Annotated in this window: 16 protein-coding genes; 10 read left to right on the forward strand and 6 right to left on the reverse strand. The window is 53.2% G+C overall.

Annotated features, from left to right (window positions below; translation table 11 throughout):
• Nucleotides 1-119: 119 nt before the first annotated feature.
• The 4 genes from clpX to bolA all read right to left on the reverse strand — a co-directional run bounded on the left by clpX (nt 120) and on the right by bolA (nt 4,358).
• Nucleotides 120-1,394: an ATP-dependent protease ATP-binding subunit ClpX gene (gene clpX, locus OGV67_RS03115; RefSeq protein ID WP_012133543.1), complete on the reverse strand. Its 1,275-nt coding sequence runs from the start codon at nt 1,392-1,394 to the stop codon at nt 120-122.
• A gap of 129 nt (nt 1,395-1,523) precedes the next feature.
• The gene (clpP, locus tag OGV67_RS03120; RefSeq protein WP_003021624.1) at nt 1,524-2,147 is read right to left on the reverse strand and encodes an ATP-dependent Clp endopeptidase proteolytic subunit ClpP; all 624 of its coding nucleotides are present in this window, start codon (nt 2,145-2,147) and stop codon (nt 1,524-1,526) included.
• A gap of 247 nt (nt 2,148-2,394) precedes the next feature.
• The gene (gene tig, locus OGV67_RS03125; RefSeq protein ID WP_012133545.1) at nt 2,395-3,693 is read right to left on the reverse strand and encodes a trigger factor; all 1,299 of its coding nucleotides are present in this window, start codon (nt 3,691-3,693) and stop codon (nt 2,395-2,397) included.
• 347 nt (nt 3,694-4,040) lie between these two features.
• A complete protein-coding gene (gene bolA / locus OGV67_RS03130) occupies nt 4,041-4,358 on the reverse strand; it encodes a transcriptional regulator BolA (RefSeq protein WP_012133546.1) in 318 nt (105 codons plus the stop codon).
• Between the two features lie 304 nt (nt 4,359-4,662).
• On the opposite strand from bolA, the gene OGV67_RS03135 reads away from it, so the two are divergent.
• The 8 genes from OGV67_RS03135 (at nt 4,663) to OGV67_RS03170 (ending at nt 13,551) form a co-directional block, all read left to right on the forward strand.
• On the forward strand, nt 4,663-5,241 hold the full coding sequence (locus OGV67_RS03135) for a lipoprotein (RefSeq protein ID WP_012133548.1): 579 nt from the start codon (nt 4,663-4,665) through the stop codon (nt 5,239-5,241).
• Between the two features lie 44 nt (nt 5,242-5,285).
• Nucleotides 5,286-6,761, forward strand: a complete 1,476-nt coding sequence (ampG, locus tag OGV67_RS03140; protein WP_115615005.1) for a muropeptide MFS transporter AmpG — start codon at nt 5,286-5,288, stop codon at nt 6,759-6,761.
• 458 nt (nt 6,762-7,219) lie between these two features.
• Nucleotides 7,220-8,167: a cytochrome o ubiquinol oxidase subunit II gene (cyoA, locus tag OGV67_RS03145; protein WP_115615006.1), complete on the forward strand. Its 948-nt coding sequence runs from the start codon at nt 7,220-7,222 to the stop codon at nt 8,165-8,167.
• A gap of 19 nt (nt 8,168-8,186) precedes the next feature.
• Nucleotides 8,187-10,178: a cytochrome o ubiquinol oxidase subunit I gene (gene cyoB, locus OGV67_RS03150; protein ID WP_012133551.1), complete on the forward strand. Its 1,992-nt coding sequence runs from the start codon at nt 8,187-8,189 to the stop codon at nt 10,176-10,178.
• Entirely contained in the window at nt 10,168-10,788 is a 621-nt protein-coding gene (locus tag OGV67_RS03155; protein ID WP_012133552.1) for a cytochrome o ubiquinol oxidase subunit III, read from the forward strand. The genes cyoB and OGV67_RS03155 overlap by 11 nt, the downstream gene beginning before the upstream one ends.
• Nucleotides 10,788-11,117 (forward strand): cytochrome o ubiquinol oxidase subunit IV, encoded by a 330-nt coding sequence (locus OGV67_RS03160; protein WP_012133553.1) that lies wholly within the window; start codon nt 10,788-10,790, stop codon nt 11,115-11,117. The genes OGV67_RS03155 and OGV67_RS03160 overlap by 1 nt, the downstream gene beginning before the upstream one ends.
• A gap of 11 nt (nt 11,118-11,128) precedes the next feature.
• Nucleotides 11,129-12,019 carry a heme o synthase gene (gene cyoE, locus OGV67_RS03165; RefSeq protein WP_072025291.1) on the forward strand — a complete coding sequence of 297 codons (891 nt, stop codon included), beginning with the start codon at nt 11,129-11,131 and terminating at the stop codon, nt 12,017-12,019.
• A gap of 167 nt (nt 12,020-12,186) precedes the next feature.
• Nucleotides 12,187-13,551, forward strand: a complete 1,365-nt coding sequence (locus OGV67_RS03170; RefSeq protein ID WP_012133555.1) for an MFS transporter — start codon at nt 12,187-12,189, stop codon at nt 13,549-13,551.
• Between the two features lie 91 nt (nt 13,552-13,642).
• Here the strand turns inward: OGV67_RS03170 and OGV67_RS03175 are convergent, their stop codons facing one another.
• The gene (locus tag OGV67_RS03175) at nt 13,643-14,134 is read right to left on the reverse strand and encodes a YajQ family cyclic di-GMP-binding protein (protein WP_012133556.1); all 492 of its coding nucleotides are present in this window, start codon (nt 14,132-14,134) and stop codon (nt 13,643-13,645) included.
• Between the two features lie 124 nt (nt 14,135-14,258).
• Here OGV67_RS03175 and panE point away from each other — a divergent pair, with 124 nt between their 5' ends.
• A complete protein-coding gene (gene panE / locus OGV67_RS03180) occupies nt 14,259-15,170 on the forward strand; it encodes a 2-dehydropantoate 2-reductase (RefSeq protein WP_115615007.1) in 912 nt (303 codons plus the stop codon).
• Nucleotides 15,133-15,723: a protein deglycase YajL gene (gene yajL / locus OGV67_RS03185; RefSeq protein WP_012133558.1), complete on the forward strand. Its 591-nt coding sequence runs from the start codon at nt 15,133-15,135 to the stop codon at nt 15,721-15,723. Before panE ends, yajL begins: the two co-directional genes overlap by 38 nt.
• A 105-nt stretch (nt 15,724-15,828) precedes the next feature.
• On the opposite strand, the gene thiI is transcribed toward yajL, so the two are convergent.
• The gene (gene thiI, locus OGV67_RS03190) at nt 15,829-17,277 is read right to left on the reverse strand and encodes a tRNA uracil 4-sulfurtransferase ThiI (protein ID WP_286464921.1); all 1,449 of its coding nucleotides are present in this window, start codon (nt 17,275-17,277) and stop codon (nt 15,829-15,831) included.
• Between the last annotated feature and the right edge of the window lie 129 nt (nt 17,278-17,406).

Here is a 17,406-nt window from a genome sequence, read left to right on the forward strand (position 1 = left end):
TTAACATGTATGTCAGTATATGGGGATGTTTCCCACACATTCAACGCCATGTTTACGGAAAAATAAAAGGGGGGATAAAATCCCCCCTTTTTCGTTAACTGATTGTATGAGTTGGTTAATTATTCACCAGATGCCTGCTGCGCTTCCGGCTTGCCGTAAATCAGCAACGGCTTGCTCTGACCGCCGATGACGGACTCGTCGATAACCACTTTTTCGACGTCTTCCATAGAAGGCAGATCGTACATGGTATCAAGCAGCGCCGCTTCAACGATGGAACGCAGACCACGGGCGCCGGTTTTACGCGCCATCGCTTTCTTCGCGATAGCATCCAGCGCTTCGTCACGAAATTCCAGATCGACGCCTTCCAGGTTAAACAGCGCCTGATACTGTTTGGTCAGGGCGTTTTTCGGCTCTTTCAGGATCTGGATCAGCGCTTCTTCACTCAGCTCATTCAGCGTCGCCACAACCGGCAGACGACCAATGAACTCAGGAATCAGACCAAATTTGATCAGATCTTCCGGCTCAACCTGCGCCAGCAGTTCGCCTTCGCTGGCCTTGTCGGATTTCGCTTTGACCGTTGCGCCAAAACCAATGCCGGAGCCGGTTTCAACACGATTAGCAATCACTTTATCCAGACCGGCGAACGCGCCGCCGCAGATAAACAGGATCTTAGAGGTATCAACCTGCAAGAACTCCTGCTGCGGATGCTTGCGTCCTCCCTGTGGCGGAACGGCGGCAACCGTCCCTTCGATCAGTTTCAACAGCGCCTGCTGTACGCCTTCACCGGAAACGTCACGGGTAATGGACGGGTTGTCAGACTTACGGGAAATCTTGTCGATTTCATCGATGTAGACAATACCACGCTGCGCTTTCTGCACATCGTAATCGCATTTTTGCAACAGCTTCTGAATGATGTTCTCAACATCTTCGCCCACATAACCGGCTTCGGTCAGGGTGGTGGCATCCGCCATGGTGAACGGTACGTCCAGCAGACGCGCCAGCGTTTCGGCCAACAGCGTTTTACCGGAACCGGTCGGCCCGATCAGCAGAATGTTACTTTTGCCCAACTCAACGCCATTGCTGGTGTCGCCGTTGCGCAGACGTTTGTAGTGGTTGTATACCGCGACCGCCAGCACTTTTTTCGCCTGCTCCTGGCCGATAACATAATCGTCCAGATGGTTGCGAATTTCATGTGGCGTCGGCAGCGCACTGCGTTCACGGTGCGGTGCCACTTCCTTAATCTCTTCGCGAATGATGTCGTTACATAGATCAACACATTCGTCGCAGATATACACGGATGGACCGGCAATCAGCTTGCGCACTTCATGCTGGCTTTTGCCGCAAAAAGAGCAGTACAACAATTTGCCCGAGCCATCTTTGCGTTTATCTGTCATGAGTCAAAACCTCTTCTTTGTTCTTTGTGCCGCACACGACGACGCAAATGCCATTCTCAGGCGCAAGTCGCTTGTCAGCGTTGTGCCGCCCCTGGATAGTATTATAGCGGCACACCTGCGCCCTGGGCATCAATTACGATGGGTCAAAATCGAGTCGACCAGACCGTACTCCACCGCTTCAGACGCGGAGAGGAAGCGGTCGCGCTCGGTATCACGTTCAATCTGCTCAAGAGACTGACCCGTATGGTGCGCCATAAGTTCATTCATGCGCCCTTTCACCTTCAGGATTTCACGGGCATGAATTTCAATATCTGTCGCCTGGCCCTGATAACCGCCGAGAGGCTGGTGAATCATGACGCGAGAGTTAGGCAGGCAGAAACGTTTGCCTTTTGCGCCAGCAGTCAGCAGGAACGCGCCCATAGAAGCCGCCTGGCCCATACAAATCGTGCTAACGTCCGGCTTAATAAACTGCATGGTGTCGTAGATAGACATCCCTGCGGTGATAACCCCGCCTGGGGAGTTAATGTACAGGTAGATATCTTTTTCCGGGTTTTCCGCTTCCAGGAACAGCATCTGCGCCACAATCAGGTTAGCCATATGGTCTTCGACCTGGCCAGTCAGAAAAATGACACGTTCCTTAAGTAGACGAGAATAGATATCAAAAGAGCGCTCACCACGTGAGGTCTGTTCAATGACCATCGGCACCAGCGCCATATGGGGTGCAAAGTTATCTCGTTCGCCGCTGTATGACATTTCCGTCTCCTGGATAAAAATTGAAAAAACCTGCTGTACCGATTGTAACCTTATGGACGGATTATCAGCTAGTCCCTCTGTTATGGGTACGGCATCGCCATAATTCAAGCATAACAATCTTTTGTTGTAACGCTAACACTGAAACGCTGTTTTCGCACTCTTCCATGCAAAATGCGTGACAAAAAAAAAGCCCGCCACCTGGAGGTGACGGGCCCTTGTGCGAATTTCGTGCTAATTAAGCGACGAATTACGCCTGCTGGTTCATCAGTTCGTTGAAGGAAGTGGCTTTTTCAGTCACTTTCGCTTTCGCCAGAACGGCTTCAACGGCCTGCTCTTCCAGAGCGACGTTACGCATGTTGTCCATCAGCTCTTTGTTTTTGCTGTAGAACTCGATAACTTCTTTCGGATCTTCGTACGCAGAAGCCATCTCTTCGATCAGACCTTTAACGCGCTCTTCGTCAGCTTTCAGCTCCTGAGTGCGAATCACTTCGCCCAGCAGCAGGCCGACAACAACGCGACGCTTAGCCTGTTCTTCGAACAGTTCACGCGGCAGTTCCAGCGCTTGTTTCTCGTTGCCGCCGAAACGCTGTGCAGCCTGACGACGCAGAACGTCAACTTCGCTGTCGATCAGCGCAGATGGAACGTCGATGTCGTTCGCTTTCACCAGGCCTTCAATCGCCTGAGACTTCACGCGGTTACGCACAGCGCCTTTCAGCTCGCGTTCCATGTTTTTACGCACTTCAGTACGCAGACCAGCAACAGAACCATCTTCAACGCCGAAACGCTTGATGAATTCTTCGGTCAGTTCCGGCAGCTCGCGCTCTTCAACTTTCTTCAGGTTGATAGCGAATTTAGCAGCTTTACCTTTCAGGTTTTCAGCGTGATATTCTTCCGGGAAGGTCACGTCGATAGTGAACTCTTCGCCTGCTTTGTGACCTTTGATACCGTCTTCAAAGCCCGGGATCATACGACCCTGGCCCATCGCCAGTACGAAGTCAGACGCTTTGCCGCCTTCGAACTCTTCACCGTCAACAGAACCGGTGAAGTCGATGGTTACACGGTCTTCTGCATCAGCAGCGCCGTCTTTGTCTTTCCAGGTTGCCTGCTGTTTACGCAGGGTGTCCAGCATCACGTCAACATCGGCGTCGGTCACTTCAACAACCGGTTTTTCAACTTCGATGGATTCCAGACCGGTCAGTTCAACTTCCGGGTAGACTTCAAATTCTACAGCGTAGGTGAAGTCTTCGCCCAGTTTGTATTCGCCCGGAACATAGTTCGGTGCGCCAGCCGGGTTGATTTTTTCTTTGATGATCGCGTCAACGAAGTTACGGCTCATCAGGTCACCCAGAACGTCCTGGCGAACAGAAGCGCCATAACGCTGAGCAACAACATTCATCGGTACTTTGCCCTTGCGGAAGCCGTCAATACGCACTTTCTTCGCTACGTTGACCAGCTCGCTTTTCACAGCGGTCTCGATGCTGTCAGCAGCGATAGTAATCGTTACACGGCGGCCAAGGCCTTGAGTGGTTTCAACTGAAACTTGCATCTTGTTACCTCAAAAAATCACAGTGCTCGGTCAACTCTACTCCGCAAGCACAGGTTGTTGGCTTCGCGGAACCGGGATGTTCTCATAATCAATCACATTCCCTGTCGTCAGAATCATCCCGAAGACATTCCGAAAAATAAGACGCCGCATTATAGCGGCATCACTTTTATGAGTCGAGAACGGTTATCGCGCGTTGCTGCGGCTTTTTTCACAATTCCCGGCTAATTTTGGTCTGAATACTGTACATCTCGCTCAAAATTCAGACAAAACAAAACGGCCCGCAGGCCGTTTTCACATAATCTGTAGCAACATACTGGAAAAGCGCCAACAGTTGCAAATGCGTTTTTCTACGCGATGCTTCCTGCGCCACGGCAAGGAGGCGATGCGAAGATCGTATCCTGCAATCCTTCCCACTCCTTAATGGTATAGGTATGCAGGGCCAGCGCATGTACGGTTGTGGAGAGTTCTGCCGTTAACGTACCGTAAATCATCCGGTGGCGATTAAGAAAACGTTCGCCAGTGAAGCGATCGCTGACCAGCACAACCTTAAAGTGGCTCTCAGAGCCTGCCGGAACATTGTGACGATAGCTTTCATCCACAACTTCGAGGAACACGGGTTCGAACGCTGCCCTTAATTTTTCTTCTATTTGCTCACGTATCATCATGAAATATCTCCTCCGACAACGCTGAGATGTCACCCATCCCTTTAAATACTAGCCGCTTTTACCGTTTACATTACATCATGACAACAAAAATTTAGCGTTCGTCTGATATTTTCATTCAAACGTATGAAGTTTACTGACTTATCCATTCATTTGGTTGCGAAAACCCGAAGTAAGGTGTACCGAGGGTCAGAAAACAGACAACGCGATGAATTTACATGCGTTGACCACTTCCCCTCGCCGTTGGCAATGTTATGATGGCGGGAATTTTTATCTATCACGCTTAAGAGTCACTGAGAGCCCGAACATGTTAAAGAAAATCCTCTTTCCATTAATTGCTCTGGTTATGCTGGCAGGGTGCGCAACACCGCCGACAACCATTGACGTATCGCCGAAAATCACACTGCCGCAACAAGATCCAAGCCTGATGGGCGTTACTGTGAGCATCAACGGCGCCGACCAGCGTCAGGATCAGGCGCTGGCGAAAGTTACGCGTAATAACCAACTGGTTACTCTGACCGCCTCCCGCGATCTGCGCTTCCTGCTGCAAGAAGTGCTGGAAAAACAGATGACCGCACGCGGTTATATGGTGGGGCCAAACGGCGCTGTTAATCTGCAAATCATCGTAAATCAGCTGTATGCCGATGTATCTCAGGGTAACGTTCGCTACAACATCGCCACCAAAGCGGATATCGCCATCATCGCGACGGCGGCAAACGGCAACAAGATGACGAAAAACTACCGTGCGAGCTACTCTGTTGAAGGCGCATTCCAGGCGTCCAACCAGAATATCGCCAACGCGGTTAACAGCGTCCTGACCGACACCATCGCTGATATGTCTCAGGACACCAGCATTCACGAATTCATTAAGCAGAACGCACGTTAATTTCTGTCCAGATGGCCCGGCGCTTGTCGGGCCTGTAGATGCCCATGCCCAACCAATATTTACGTATTTTTCAGCAACCGCGTTCAGCTATCCTGTTGATTCTGGGGTTTGCATCAGGTTTACCCCTCGCACTCACCTCCGGCACGCTACAGGCCTGGATGACCGTTGAGAATATCGATCTCAAAACCATTGGTTTCTTCTCTCTGGTGGGCCAGGCCTACGTCTTTAAATTCCTCTGGTCTCCGGTCATGGACCGTTACACGCCGCCTTTTTTAGGTCGTCGTCGCGGCTGGCTGGTCACCACGCAGATTCTGCTGCTGCTCGCCATTGCGGCGATGGGTTTTCTGGAACCCGGCACGCAGCTGCGCTGGATGGCGGCGCTGGCGGTTATCATCGCCTTCTGTTCCGCATCTCAGGACATTGTCTTTGACGCGTGGAAAACGGATGTTCTGCCTGCGGAAGAACGCGGCGCCGGAGCGGCGATTAGCGTACTGGGCTATCGGCTAGGGATGCTGGTCTCCGGTGGGCTGGCGCTGTGGCTGGCGGATCGCTGGCTCGGCTGGCAGGGGATGTACTGGCTGATGGCGGCGCTGCTTGTGCCCTGTATTATCGCCACGCTCCTGGCCCCTGAACCTGAAGATTCCATTCCAGTGCCTAAAACGCTGGAACAGGCGGTCGCCGCTCCGCTGCGCGACTTTTTTGGCCGCAACAACGCCTGGCTGATCTTGTTGTTAATCGTGCTGTATAAGCTGGGCGATGCGTTCGCCATGAGTCTGACCACCACCTTTTTGATTCGCGGCGTTGGTTTTGATGCCGGTGAAGTCGGCGTGGTCAATAAAACGCTGGGACTGCTGGCGACGATTGTCGGCGCGCTGTACGGCGGCATCCTGATGCAGCGCCTTTCCCTTTTCCGCGCGCTGCTGATTTTCGGCATTCTGCAAGGCGTTTCCAACGCCGGTTACTGGCTGCTTTCCGTGACGGACAAACATATGTTCAGCATGGCCGCAGCGGTCTTCTTCGAGAACCTGTGCGGCGGGATGGGAACGGCGGCCTTTGTCGCATTGTTAATGACGCTGTGCAACAAATCGTTTTCCGCCACCCAGTTTGCCCTGCTCTCCGCGCTCTCTGCGGTGGGACGCGTGTATGTCGGCCCCGTTGCCGGATGGTTTGTCGAAGCGCATGGCTGGCCCACGTTTTATCTCTTCTCCGTCGCAGCGGCCGTGCCTGGCCTTCTGCTTCTGCTGGTTTGTCGTCAAACCCTTGAACACAGTTGGGAAAGCGAAAGCTTCATCCCCCGTACGGAATTTCGCGGGGCGTATGGTCTGGCGCTGCTGACGCTAATGGTCGGTTGCGGCCTGCTGGCGGTATGGCTGTTGCTGCTGACGATGAACGCCGTGGACTACACTCGCTTCTCCTTCCTGCCCGAACTGCTTGAGGCGGGGGTCATGGTGGCGATATGCGGCATTTTGTTCGGCGGGGTGCTGGATTATCTGGCGCTACGCAAAACACGTCTTGTGTAAGCGGGCAACGTTATTTGCCGTTGTAATAACAGAGCGAAATTATAACGGCTAAATAAGCAGCAGTTGCGAAAAATAATATTTGTTGTTTTGTGCGCAATAGCATCTGGAAATTATTGACGCCTTTTATAGATTTTATTTTCCTTACTCGATTCAGCCAATATAGTTTTATTTTTTGTTTTTCATTTGTCTCTTTGTTGATAATTAATTGTTAAACAATTGTTTTAATTTTACATTGGTTATACCAATTACCCTGCAAGTCCTGCCTTCCTGCCCTCTTTCGTTATAACGTGATGTTGCAACAGGTTCTTAAAGTCAACGCGACATATCCTGCAACATATGTGACATGCCCGGCAGAACCCAGTAACACAGATCCAATCATGTTTACAGTAATGTAACCTTCCCGTAAAATGCCCACACACTTTAAACGCCACCAGGTCCCGTGGAATTGAGGTCGTTAAATGAGACTCAGGAAATACAATAAAAGTTTGGGATGGTTGTCATTAATTGCAGGCACTGCATTACTCAGTGGCTGTAATTCTGCACTTCTTGACCCCAAAGGACAGATTGGACTGGAACAACGTTCACTGATACTGACGGCTTTTGGCCTGATGTTGATTGTCGTTATTCCCGCCATCTTGATGGCTGTTGGTTTCGCCTGGAAGTACCGTGCGAGCAATAAAGATGCGAAGTACAGCCCGAACTGGTCACACTCCAATAAAGTGGAAGCTGTGGTCTGGACGGTGCCGATTCTGATCATCATTTTCCTTGCTGTACTTACCTGGAAAACCACTCACGCTCTTGAGCCAAGCAAGCCGCTGGCGCATGACGAGAAGCCCATTACCATCGAAGTGGTTTCCATGGACTGGAAATGGTTCTTCATCTACCCGGAACAGGGCATTGCAACCGTGAATGAAATCGCCTTCCCGGCGAACACTCCGGTTTATTTCAAAGTGACCTCCAACTCCGTGATGAACTCCTTCTTTATCCCGCGTCTGGGTAGCCAGATTTATGCCATGGCCGGTATGCAGACTCGACTGCATCTGATCGCCAACGAAGCCGGTACCTATGATGGTATTTCCGCAAGCTATAGCGGCCCTGGTTTCTCCGGTATGAAGTTCAAAGCTATCGCCACGCCGGACCGCGCCACATTCGACCAGTGGGTTGCTAAAGCTAAACAGTCACCGAACACCATGAGCGACATGGCTGCGTTCGAGAAAGTGGCTGCGCCAAGCGAATACAACCAGGTGGAATATTTCTCCAACGTGAAACCGGATTTGTTTAAAGACGTCATTAACAAATTTATGGCTCACGGTAAGAGCATGGACATGAGCCAACCGGAAGGTGAGCACAGCTCGCATGAAGGCATGGAAGGCATGGACATGAGCCACGCGGAATCCGCTCACTAAGGGGCCGAGGAAGAAAACGATGTTCGGAAAATTGACACTGGATGCAGTCCCGTTCCATGAACCTATCGTCATGGTTACGATCGCTGCCATTATCGTCGGGGGTCTGGCGCTTTTAGCCTTGATCACTTACTTCGGTAAGTGGACCTACCTATGGAAAGAGTGGCTTACTTCGGTTGACCACAAGCGTCTTGGCATCATGTATGTCATCGTCGCAATTGTTATGTTGATACGCGGCTTTGCCGACGCCATCATGATGCGTAGCCAGCAGGCGCTGGCTTCTGCGGGTGAAGCGGGCTTCCTGCCGCCGCATCACTACGATCAGATCTTCACCGCTCACGGCGTGATCATGATCTTCTTCGTGGCAATGCCATTCGTTATCGGTCTGATGAACCTGGTGGTTCCGTTGCAGATCGGCGCGCGTGACGTTGCGTTCCCGTTCCTGAACAACCTGAGCTTCTGGTTCACCGTTGTCGGCGTTATCCTGGTTAACCTGTCTCTGGGCGTTGGTGAGTTCGCACAGACCGGCTGGCTGGCTTATCCGCCGCTCTCGGGAATAGAGTACAGTCCGAGTGTCGGGGTCGATTACTGGATCTGGAGTCTCCAGCTATCCGGTATCGGTACGACGCTGACCGGTATCAACTTCTTCGTGACGATTCTGAAGATGCGTGCGCCGGGCATGACCATGTTCAAGATGCCGGTATTTACCTGGGCATCGCTGTGCGCGAACATCCTGATTATCGCCTCCTTCCCAATTCTGACTGTCACCATCGCGCTGCTGACCCTGGATCGCTATCTGGGCACCCATTTCTTTACCAACGATATGGGCGGCAACATGATGATGTACATCAACCTGATTTGGGCCTGGGGCCACCCGGAAGTGTACATCCTGGTTCTGCCGGTCTTCGGGGTGTTCTCCGAAATCGCTGCAACCTTCTCGCGTAAACGCCTGTTTGGTTACACCTCGCTGGTTTGGGCGACCGTGTGTATCACCGTTCTGTCGTTCATCGTTTGGCTGCACCACTTCTTCACCATGGGTGCGGGCGCGAACGTAAACGCCTTCTTCGGTATTACCACGATGATTATCGCAATCCCGACCGGGGTTAAGATCTTCAACTGGCTGTTCACCATGTACCAGGGGCGTATCGTCTTCCACTCAGCGATGCTGTGGACGATCGGCTTTATCGTGACCTTCTCGGTCGGCGGTATGACTGGCGTTCTGCTGGCGGTTCCGGGCGCGGACTTCGTTCTGCACAACAGCCTGTTCCTGATTGCGCACTTCCATAACGTTATCATCGGCGGTGTGGTCTTCGGGTGCTTCGCCGGTATGACCTACTGGTGGCCGAAAGCGTTCGGCTTCACGCTGAACGAGACCTGGGGTAAACGCGCATTCTGGTTCTGGATCATCGGCTTCTTCGTGGCGTTTATGCCGCTGTACGTGCTGGGCTTCATGGGGATGACCCGTCGTCTCAGCCAGCAGATTGACCCGCAGTTCCATCCAATGCTGCTGATTGCCGCCTGTGGCGCCGCGCTGATTGCACTGGGCATCCTGTGCCAGCTGATTCAGATCTTCGTTTCTATTCGCGACCGCGAGCAGAACCGCGACCTGACCGGCGACCCGTGGGGCGCGCGTACGCTGGAGTGGGCAACCTCTTCTCCGCCTCCGTTCTATAACTTTGCCGTTGTGCCGCACGTTCACGAGCGTGATGCCTTCTGGGAAATGAAAGAAAAAGGCGAAGCGTACAAACAGCCTGCGCATTATGAAGAAATTCATATGCCGAAAAACAGCGGTGCGGGCATCGTTATCGCCGCCTTCTCCACTATTTTTGGTTTCGCCATGATCTGGCATATCTGGTGGCTGGCGATTGCAAGCTTCGCAGGCATGATCATCAGCTGGATTGTTAAGAGCTTTGACGAGGACGTGGACTACTACGTACCAGTCCCGGAAGTCGAAAAACTGGAAAACCAGCATTTCGATGAGATTTCTAAGGCAGGGCTGAAAAATGGCAACTGATACTTTAGCGCAAACGCACGCGACTGCCCACGCGCATGAACACGGGCACCACGATGCAGGCCAGACCAAAATCTTCGGATTTTGGATCTACCTGATGAGCGACTGCATTCTGTTCTCTATTCTGTTCGCAACCTATGCCGTTCTGGTGAACGGCACCGCAGGCGGCCCGACAGGTAAGGACATTTTTGAACTGCCGTTCGTTCTGGTTGAAACTTTCCTGCTGTTGTTCAGCTCCATCACCTACGGCATGGCGGCTATCGCCATGCACAAGGATAACAAGAGCCAGGTTGTCTCCTGGCTGGCGTTGACCTTCTTGTTTGGTGCCGGATTTATCGGGATGGAAATCTACGAATTCCATCACCTGATTGTTGAAGGCATGGGCCCGGATCGCAGCGGCTTCCTGTCTGCGTTCTTCGCGCTGGTCGGTACGCACGGTCTGCACGTCACCTCCGGTCTTATCTGGATGGCGGTGCTGATGGTGCAGATCGCCCGTCGCGGCCTGACCAGCACTAACCGTACCCGCATCATGTGCCTGAGCCTGTTCTGGCACTTCCTGGATGTGGTGTGGATCTGTGTGTTCACTGTTGTTTATCTGATGGGGGCGATGTAATGAGTCATTCTACCGATCACAGCGGCGCGTCCCACGGCAGCGTAAAAACTTACATGACAGGTTTTATTCTGTCGATCATCCTGACGGTCATTCCGTTCTGGATGGTGATGACGGGTACAGGTTCCCCGGCCGTGATTCTGGGGACTATCCTGGCGATGGCAGTGGTGCAGATTCTGGTGCATCTGGTGTGCTTCCTGCACATGAATACGAAATCAGACGAAGGCTGGAACATGACGGCCTTTGTCTTTACCGTGCTGATCATTGCCATTCTGGTGGTGGGCTCCATCTGGATTATGTGGAACCTGAACTACAATATGATGATGCACTAAGAGCGGCGGTTATGATGTTTAAGCAATACCTGCAAGTAACGAAACCAGGCATCATCTTTGGCAACCTGATCTCGGTGATTGGGGGATTCCTGCTGGCTTCTAAAGGCAGCATCGACTATCCCCTGTTTATCTATACGCTGGTCGGGGTGTCACTGGTTGTGGCGTCGGGTTGTGTATTTAACAACTACATCGACAGGGATATCGACAGGAAGATGGAAAGGACCAAGAATCGGGTGCTGGTCAAAGGCCTGATTTCTCCTGCTGTCTCGCTGGTGTACGCCACCTTGCTGGGTATTGCTGGCTTTATGCTGCTGTGGTTTGGCGCGAATCCTCTGGCCTGCTGGCTGGGGGTGATGGGCTTCGTGGTGTATGTCGGCATTTATAGTCTGTACATGAAACGCCACTCCGTTTACGGCACGCTGATTGGTTCTCTCTCCGGCGCTGCGCCGCCGGTGATTGGCTACTGCGCCGTAACGGGCGAATTCGACAGCGGCGCGCTGATTCTGCTGGCGATCTTTAGCCTGTGGCAGATGCCGCACTCTTACGCCATCGCGATTTTCCGCTTCAAGGATTATCAGGCTGCCAACATTCCGGTTCTGCCGGTGGTGAAAGGCATCTCTGTGGCGAAGAACCATATCACGCTGTACATCATCGCCTTCGCCGTTGCGACGCTGATGCTCTCCCTGGGCGGCTATGCCGGATATAAATATCTGGTGGTCGCGGCAGCCGTGAGCGTCTGGTGGCTCGGTATGGCCCTGCGCGGTTACAAAGTGGAAGATGACAAAGTCTGGGCGCGTAAGCTGTTCGGCTTTTCCATCATTGCCATCACTGCGTTAAGCGTGATGATGTCCGTCGACTTTATGGTGCCGGACTCACACAGCCTGCTGGCTTCGGTCTGGTAACACCCGCCCCGCAACAAATCTTCTGCCGGATAGTGGCTTACGCCTTATCCGGCATTTTATTGCCTGATAAAATCCCCCTCACAAACGCAACATTTGTTCATTAAGCACGTATTTACCCCACCCGTTTACCGCTTTACACTAGTCGCGGATTTTATACAGAGGTGGGAATGAACGATTACAAAATGACGCCGGGTGAGTTGCGCGCCACCTGGGGTTTAGGGACTGTATTTTCTTTGCGCATGCTTGGCATGTTTATGGTCCTGCCGGTTCTGACCACCTATGGTATGGCGCTTCAGGGCGCCAGCGAAGCCTTGATCGGCATTGCTATCGGTATTTACGGCCTGGCGCAAGCCGTTTTCCAGATCCCCTTTGGGTTACTCTCAGACCGCGTCGGGCGTAAGCCGTTAATTATCGGCGGTCTGGCCGTGTTCGTGCTGGGTAGCGTGATCGCCGCGCTGTCTGACTCCATCTGGGGGATTATTCTTGGCCGCGCGCTGCAAGGCTCTGGCGCAATCGCCGCCGCCGTCATGGCGCTGCTGTCTGACTTAACCCGCGAGCAAAACCGAACCAAAGCGATGGCGTTTATCGGCGTCAGTTTTGGTATTACCTTCGCCATTGCGATGGTGCTTGGGCCGATCGTCACCCACAAACTGGGGCTGAACGCCCTGTTCTGGATGATTGCCGCACTCGCCGCGCTCGGCATCGCCCTGACCGTTTGGGTTGTCCCTAACAGCACGACCCACGTATTGAACCGTGAATCCGGCATGGTGAAAGGCAGTTTCAGCAAAGTGCTGGCCGAACCTAAGCTGTTGAAGCTTAACTTCGGCATCATGTGTCTGCATATTCTGCTGATGTCGACCTTCGTCGCCCTCCCCGGCCAGCTTGCCGCTGCCGGTTTCCCCGCCGCCGAACACTGGAAGATTTATCTGGTCACAATGCTGATCTCATTTGGCTCCGTAGTCCCGTTCATTATCTACGCCGAAGTCAAACGCCGGATGAAGCGGGTCTTTCTGCTGTGCGTCGCGTTGATACTGATTGCCGAAGTCGTGCTGTGGGGCGCAGGCGTGCACTTCTGGGGGTTAATTGCCGGGGTACAGCTGTTCTTCCTCGCTTTTAACCTGATGGAAGCCCTCCTCCCCTCGCTGATCAGCAAAGAGTCTCCTGCCGGTTATAAGGGCACTGCGATGGGCGTTTACTCCACCAGCCAGTTCCTCGGCGTCGCGATTGGCGGCTCGCTGGGCGGCTGGGTGAATGGTCTGTTCGGCGGTCAGGCGGTATTTCTGGCTGGCGCATTGCTGACCGTCGTCTGGCTGGCGGTAGCAAGTACGATGAAAGAACCGCCGTATGTCAGCAGCTTACGCGTGGAAATTCCGCCGGAGATTGCCGCCGATGACGCGCTAAAACAGCGTCTGCTGGCGACTGAAGGTGTGAGTGAGGTACTGATCGCAGAGAAAGAGCATTCCGCCTATGTGAAGATCGACAGCAAAGTGACCAACCGTTTTGAGGTTGAGCAGGCGATCAGGCTGGCGTGAGAAGTGCCGGATGGCGGCTACCGCCTTATCCGGCCTACAAGACCGCATTGTCCGTAGGCCGGATAAGCGCAGCGCCATCAGGCATCACAACTTAATCGCGGAAGTTTTTGAACTGGAACGGCTGTCCCAAATCCCCGCCGCGCACCAGCGCCATGACGGATTGCAGATCGTCACGGGATTTTCCGGTCACACGGATCTCTTCCCCCTGAATTTGCGCCTGCACTTTCAGCTTGCTGTCTTTAATCAGCTTCACGATCTTCTTCTGAACCGCGCTTTCAATGCCCTGCTTCAGCTTCGCTTCCACAAACCAGGTTTTACCGCTGTGGACGAACGCTTCCGGCACATCCAGCGAACTGCCTTCAATGCCGCGCTTGAGCAGCTTCGCGCGCAGAATATCCAGTAGCTGATTCACCTGGAAATCCGATTCGCTCAGTACTTTGATGGTTTTGTTCGCGTCGTTTAATTCAAACGTGGCCTCAACGCCACGAAAATCAAAGCGTGATTCAACTTCGCGAGTCGCATTATCTACTGCGTTACGCGCTTCCTGAAGATCGACTTCAGAGACAATATCGAAAGATGGCATCTTTTCCTCTCCCTTCGTTTTTGATGCGAAGCATAATACCCGTAACGAGACATAACGAGAAGCTTAGCTGATGGCGCTATACTTAGGCCATAACACTTGGCGCTGTTGCAGGTGAGGAGGAACAATGAAAATTACCGTACTGGGATGCGGAGCCTTAGGGCAACTTTGGCTTACAGCGCTGTGCAAACATGGACATGAAGTACAGGGTTGGCTGCGCGTACCGCAACCCTATTGCAGCGTGAATCTGATAGAGACGGACGGTTCAATATTTAACGAATCCCTGACGGCGAACGATCCTGATTTTCTGGCCAACAGCGATCTGCTGCTGGTCACGCTGAAAGCCTGGCAGGTCTACGATGCCGTAAGAGGTCTGGTTGCCATTCTGCCTGAAACCACGCCGATCCTGCTGATTCACAACGGGATGGGCACAATCGAAGAGTTGCAAAACATCCCGCAGCCGTTACTGATGGGCACCACGACGCATGCCGCCAGACGCGACGGGAATGTCATCATTCATGTCGCCAACGGCACTACCCATATTGGCCCGGCGCGTGAGCAGGACGGGGACTACAGCTATCTGGCCGATATTTTGCAGGGCGTGCTGCCTGACGTCGCCTGGCACAACAACATTCGCGCAGAGATGTGGCGCAAACTGGCGGTAAACTGTGCGATTAATCCCCTTACCGCGCTATGGGACTGCCCCAACGGCGAATTACGCCACCACCCGGAAGCGGTAATGGCGATATGTCAGGAGGTCGCTGCGGTTATCGAGCGCGAAGGACACCATACGTCGGCGGACGATTTACGTTATTATGTCGATCAAGTGATTGAGAGTACGGCAGAAAATATCTCGTCTATGTTGCAGGACATGCGTGCCCTGCGTCATACCGAGATCGACTATATTACGGGTTATTTGTTAAAACGCGCCCGCGCGCATGGCATCGCCGTCCCGGAAAATGCCCGTCTGTTTGAAATGGTAAAGCGAAAGGAGAGTGAGTATGAGCGCATCGGCACTGGTATGCCTCGCCCCTGGTAGTGAAGAGACCGAAGCGGTCACCACTATCGATCTGCTGGTTCGTGGCGGTATTCAGGTCACGACCGCGAGCGTCGCCAGCGACGGAAATCTCACCATTGTCTGTTCGCGTGGCGTAAAACTGCTGGCGGATGCGCCGCTGGTCGAGGTGGCCGACGGCGATTACGACATCATTGTATTGCCTGGCGGCATTAAGGGCGCGGAGTGTTTTCGCGACAGCCCGTTGCTGGTCGAAACCGTTAAGCAGTTCCACCGTTCCGGGCGTATTGTCGCCGCGATTTGCGCAGCGGCCGCCACGGTTCTCGTTCCGCACGATATCTTTCCCATCGGCAACATGACCGGCTTCCCGGCGTTGAAAGACAACATTCCCGCCGAACAGTGGCAGGATAAACGTGTGGTGTGGGACCCGCGCGTGAAGCTGCTGACCAGCCAGGCGCCAGGGACGTCGATTGACTTCGGACTGAAAATTATCGATCTGCTGGTTGGCCGTGAAAAAGCCCATGAAGTGGCGTCACAGCTGGTGATGGCGGCGGGAATTTATAATTACTACGAATAGCGCCGGATGGCGGTGCGTAGGCCGGATAAGGCGGTTACGCCGTCATCCGGCAATACGTTGCGCCTGATAGCGCGATGCATATCAGGCCTGCAATCATGCTAACAATTACGGACGATACACCTTCACATTCTGGAAGCCCTGCTCACGCAGATAGAGCGCCTGCAAACGGCTCATCACGCCGCGCTCACACCACAGCAGCCAGGTTTTGCTCTGGTCAAGATCGCCAAACTTCGTGCTCAGCTTGTAGAACGGCAGAGAAACCACATCCACGCCTTCGATTTTCAGCGGTTTGTCATCCTGCTCATCAACGGAGCGAATATCCAGAATCACGTCGTTCGGGCCAAAGCCGCTGACGGTTTCCACTTCCACCACGTCCTGCCCGGTCTGTTGGGCGATTTCGCGAATATCGACATTGCTCGCTTCCTCAACCACTTTATCGAGAATGCTAAAGTCGAAGTGCTCTTCTTCCGCTTCAATCTTCGCCTTGATCGCTTTCACCGTCGGACTTTTCGAAATAACGCCGCAGTATTCTGGCATCGTGCGGGCAAAATCTTCCGTACCAATCTGGCGCGCCAGGTTGATGATGTGCTCTTTGTCGTAAGAGATCAGCGGGCGCAGGATCAGCGTATCGGAAACGTTGTCGATAAGACGCAGGTTAGTCAGCGTCTGGCTGGAGACCTGCCCCAGCGCTTCCCCCGTCACCAGCGCCTGTACGCCGTAGCGCTCTGCCACTTTCGACGCCGCGCACACCATCATGCGCTTCAGCACCACGCCCATCTGACCGTCATCGACTTTTTCGAGGATCTCGCCGACCACCGGTTCAAAGTTGATGGCGACAAAACGCACGCGATGCGAACTGCCAAAGCGGTTCCACAGGTAATGCGCCACCTGGCGAACGCCGATTTCATGCGCCGCGCCGCCGAGGTTAAAGAAGCAGTAGTGTACGCGGCAGCCGCGACGCATCAGCATATAGCTGGAAACGCCGGAGTCAAAACCGCCGGAGATCAGCGACAGGACATCTTCCTGGGTGCCGATCGGGAAACCGCCGATACCTTCGTAACGGCCTTTAATCAGCAGCAGACGATCGTCTTCCACTTCCAGATGTACCGTCACATCCGGGTTGGTCAGCTTCACGCGCGCCGATTCAATATGCTGATTTAAACCGCCGCCGACGTAACGTTCCACCTCAATGGAGCTAAACTCATGCTTACCACGACGTTTAACGCGCACACAGAAGGTTTTGCCCTCAAGCCGATCGCGATACTGCACCAGCGCTTTCTCAAAGATATCGTGCATATCAGTGAACGGCACATCTTCGACTTCGAGAATATGGTGGATGCCCGGAATACGGGTCAGCGCGTCGCGAATCGCCAGGCGTTGATTTTCATCTTTGGCGCGAACTTCAATGTTATCCCAGTGGCGAACAACGGCGAGGGTCTCATCGTAGTGCTTTAACACGTTACGGATGTTCCCGGTCAGAATTTTTATAAAGCGCAAACGCACAGATTGGCTTTTGATAGTGATTTCCGGGAACAATTTAATGATAAACTTCATGGCGGCAATGGTTCTTAAGCAAGCATCAAGGCTTGTCGTGGAGAAAAGAGTACAGCAGCCCATACATGGAGCTGCATCCAGGCGCGGAAGTATACCACCATCATGGTCGTCCTGTGCACATTGCGCGTT

The sequence above is a fragment of the Citrobacter sp. CK188 genome, assembly GCF_030333525.1.
Taxonomy (GTDB): domain Bacteria; phylum Pseudomonadota; class Gammaproteobacteria; order Enterobacterales; family Enterobacteriaceae; genus Citrobacter_B; species Citrobacter_B koseri.

Bases quoted from the DNA above. Each gene is read 5' to 3' on its own strand.
- panE (WP_115615007.1), top strand. From the start codon at position 14,259: ATGAAAATTACCGTACTGGGATGCGGAGCCTTAGGGCAACTTTGGCTT.
- tig (WP_012133545.1), bottom strand. From the start codon at position 3,693: ATGCAAGTTTCAGTTGAAACCACTCAAGGCCTTGGCCGCCGTGTAACG.
- OGV67_RS03175 (WP_012133556.1), bottom strand. From the start codon at position 14,134: ATGCCATCTTTCGATATTGTCTCTGAAGTCGATCTTCAGGAAGCGCGT.
- cyoE (WP_072025291.1), top strand. From the start codon at position 11,129: ATGATGTTTAAGCAATACCTGCAAGTAACGAAACCAGGCATCATCTTT.
- ampG (WP_115615005.1), top strand. From the start codon at position 5,286: ATGCCCAACCAATATTTACGTATTTTTCAGCAACCGCGTTCAGCTATC.
- cyoB (WP_012133551.1), top strand. From the start codon at position 8,187: ATGTTCGGAAAATTGACACTGGATGCAGTCCCGTTCCATGAACCTATC.
- yajL (WP_012133558.1), top strand. From the start codon at position 15,133: ATGAGCGCATCGGCACTGGTATGCCTCGCCCCTGGTAGTGAAGAGACC.
- OGV67_RS03160 (WP_012133553.1), top strand. From the start codon at position 10,788: ATGAGTCATTCTACCGATCACAGCGGCGCGTCCCACGGCAGCGTAAAA.
- OGV67_RS03135 (WP_012133548.1), top strand. From the start codon at position 4,663: ATGTTAAAGAAAATCCTCTTTCCATTAATTGCTCTGGTTATGCTGGCA.
- clpX (WP_012133543.1), bottom strand. From the start codon at position 1,394: ATGACAGATAAACGCAAAGATGGCTCGGGCAAATTGTTGTACTGCTCT.
- cyoA (WP_115615006.1), top strand. From the start codon at position 7,220: ATGAGACTCAGGAAATACAATAAAAGTTTGGGATGGTTGTCATTAATT.
- OGV67_RS03170 (WP_012133555.1), top strand. From the start codon at position 12,187: ATGAACGATTACAAAATGACGCCGGGTGAGTTGCGCGCCACCTGGGGT.
- bolA (WP_012133546.1), bottom strand. From the start codon at position 4,358: ATGATGATACGTGAGCAAATAGAAGAAAAATTAAGGGCAGCGTTCGAA.
- clpP (WP_003021624.1), bottom strand. From the start codon at position 2,147: ATGTCATACAGCGGCGAACGAGATAACTTTGCACCCCATATGGCGCTG.
- OGV67_RS03155 (WP_012133552.1), top strand. From the start codon at position 10,168: ATGGCAACTGATACTTTAGCGCAAACGCACGCGACTGCCCACGCGCAT.
- thiI (WP_286464921.1), bottom strand. From the start codon at position 17,277: ATGAAGTTTATCATTAAATTGTTCCCGGAAATCACTATCAAAAGCCAA.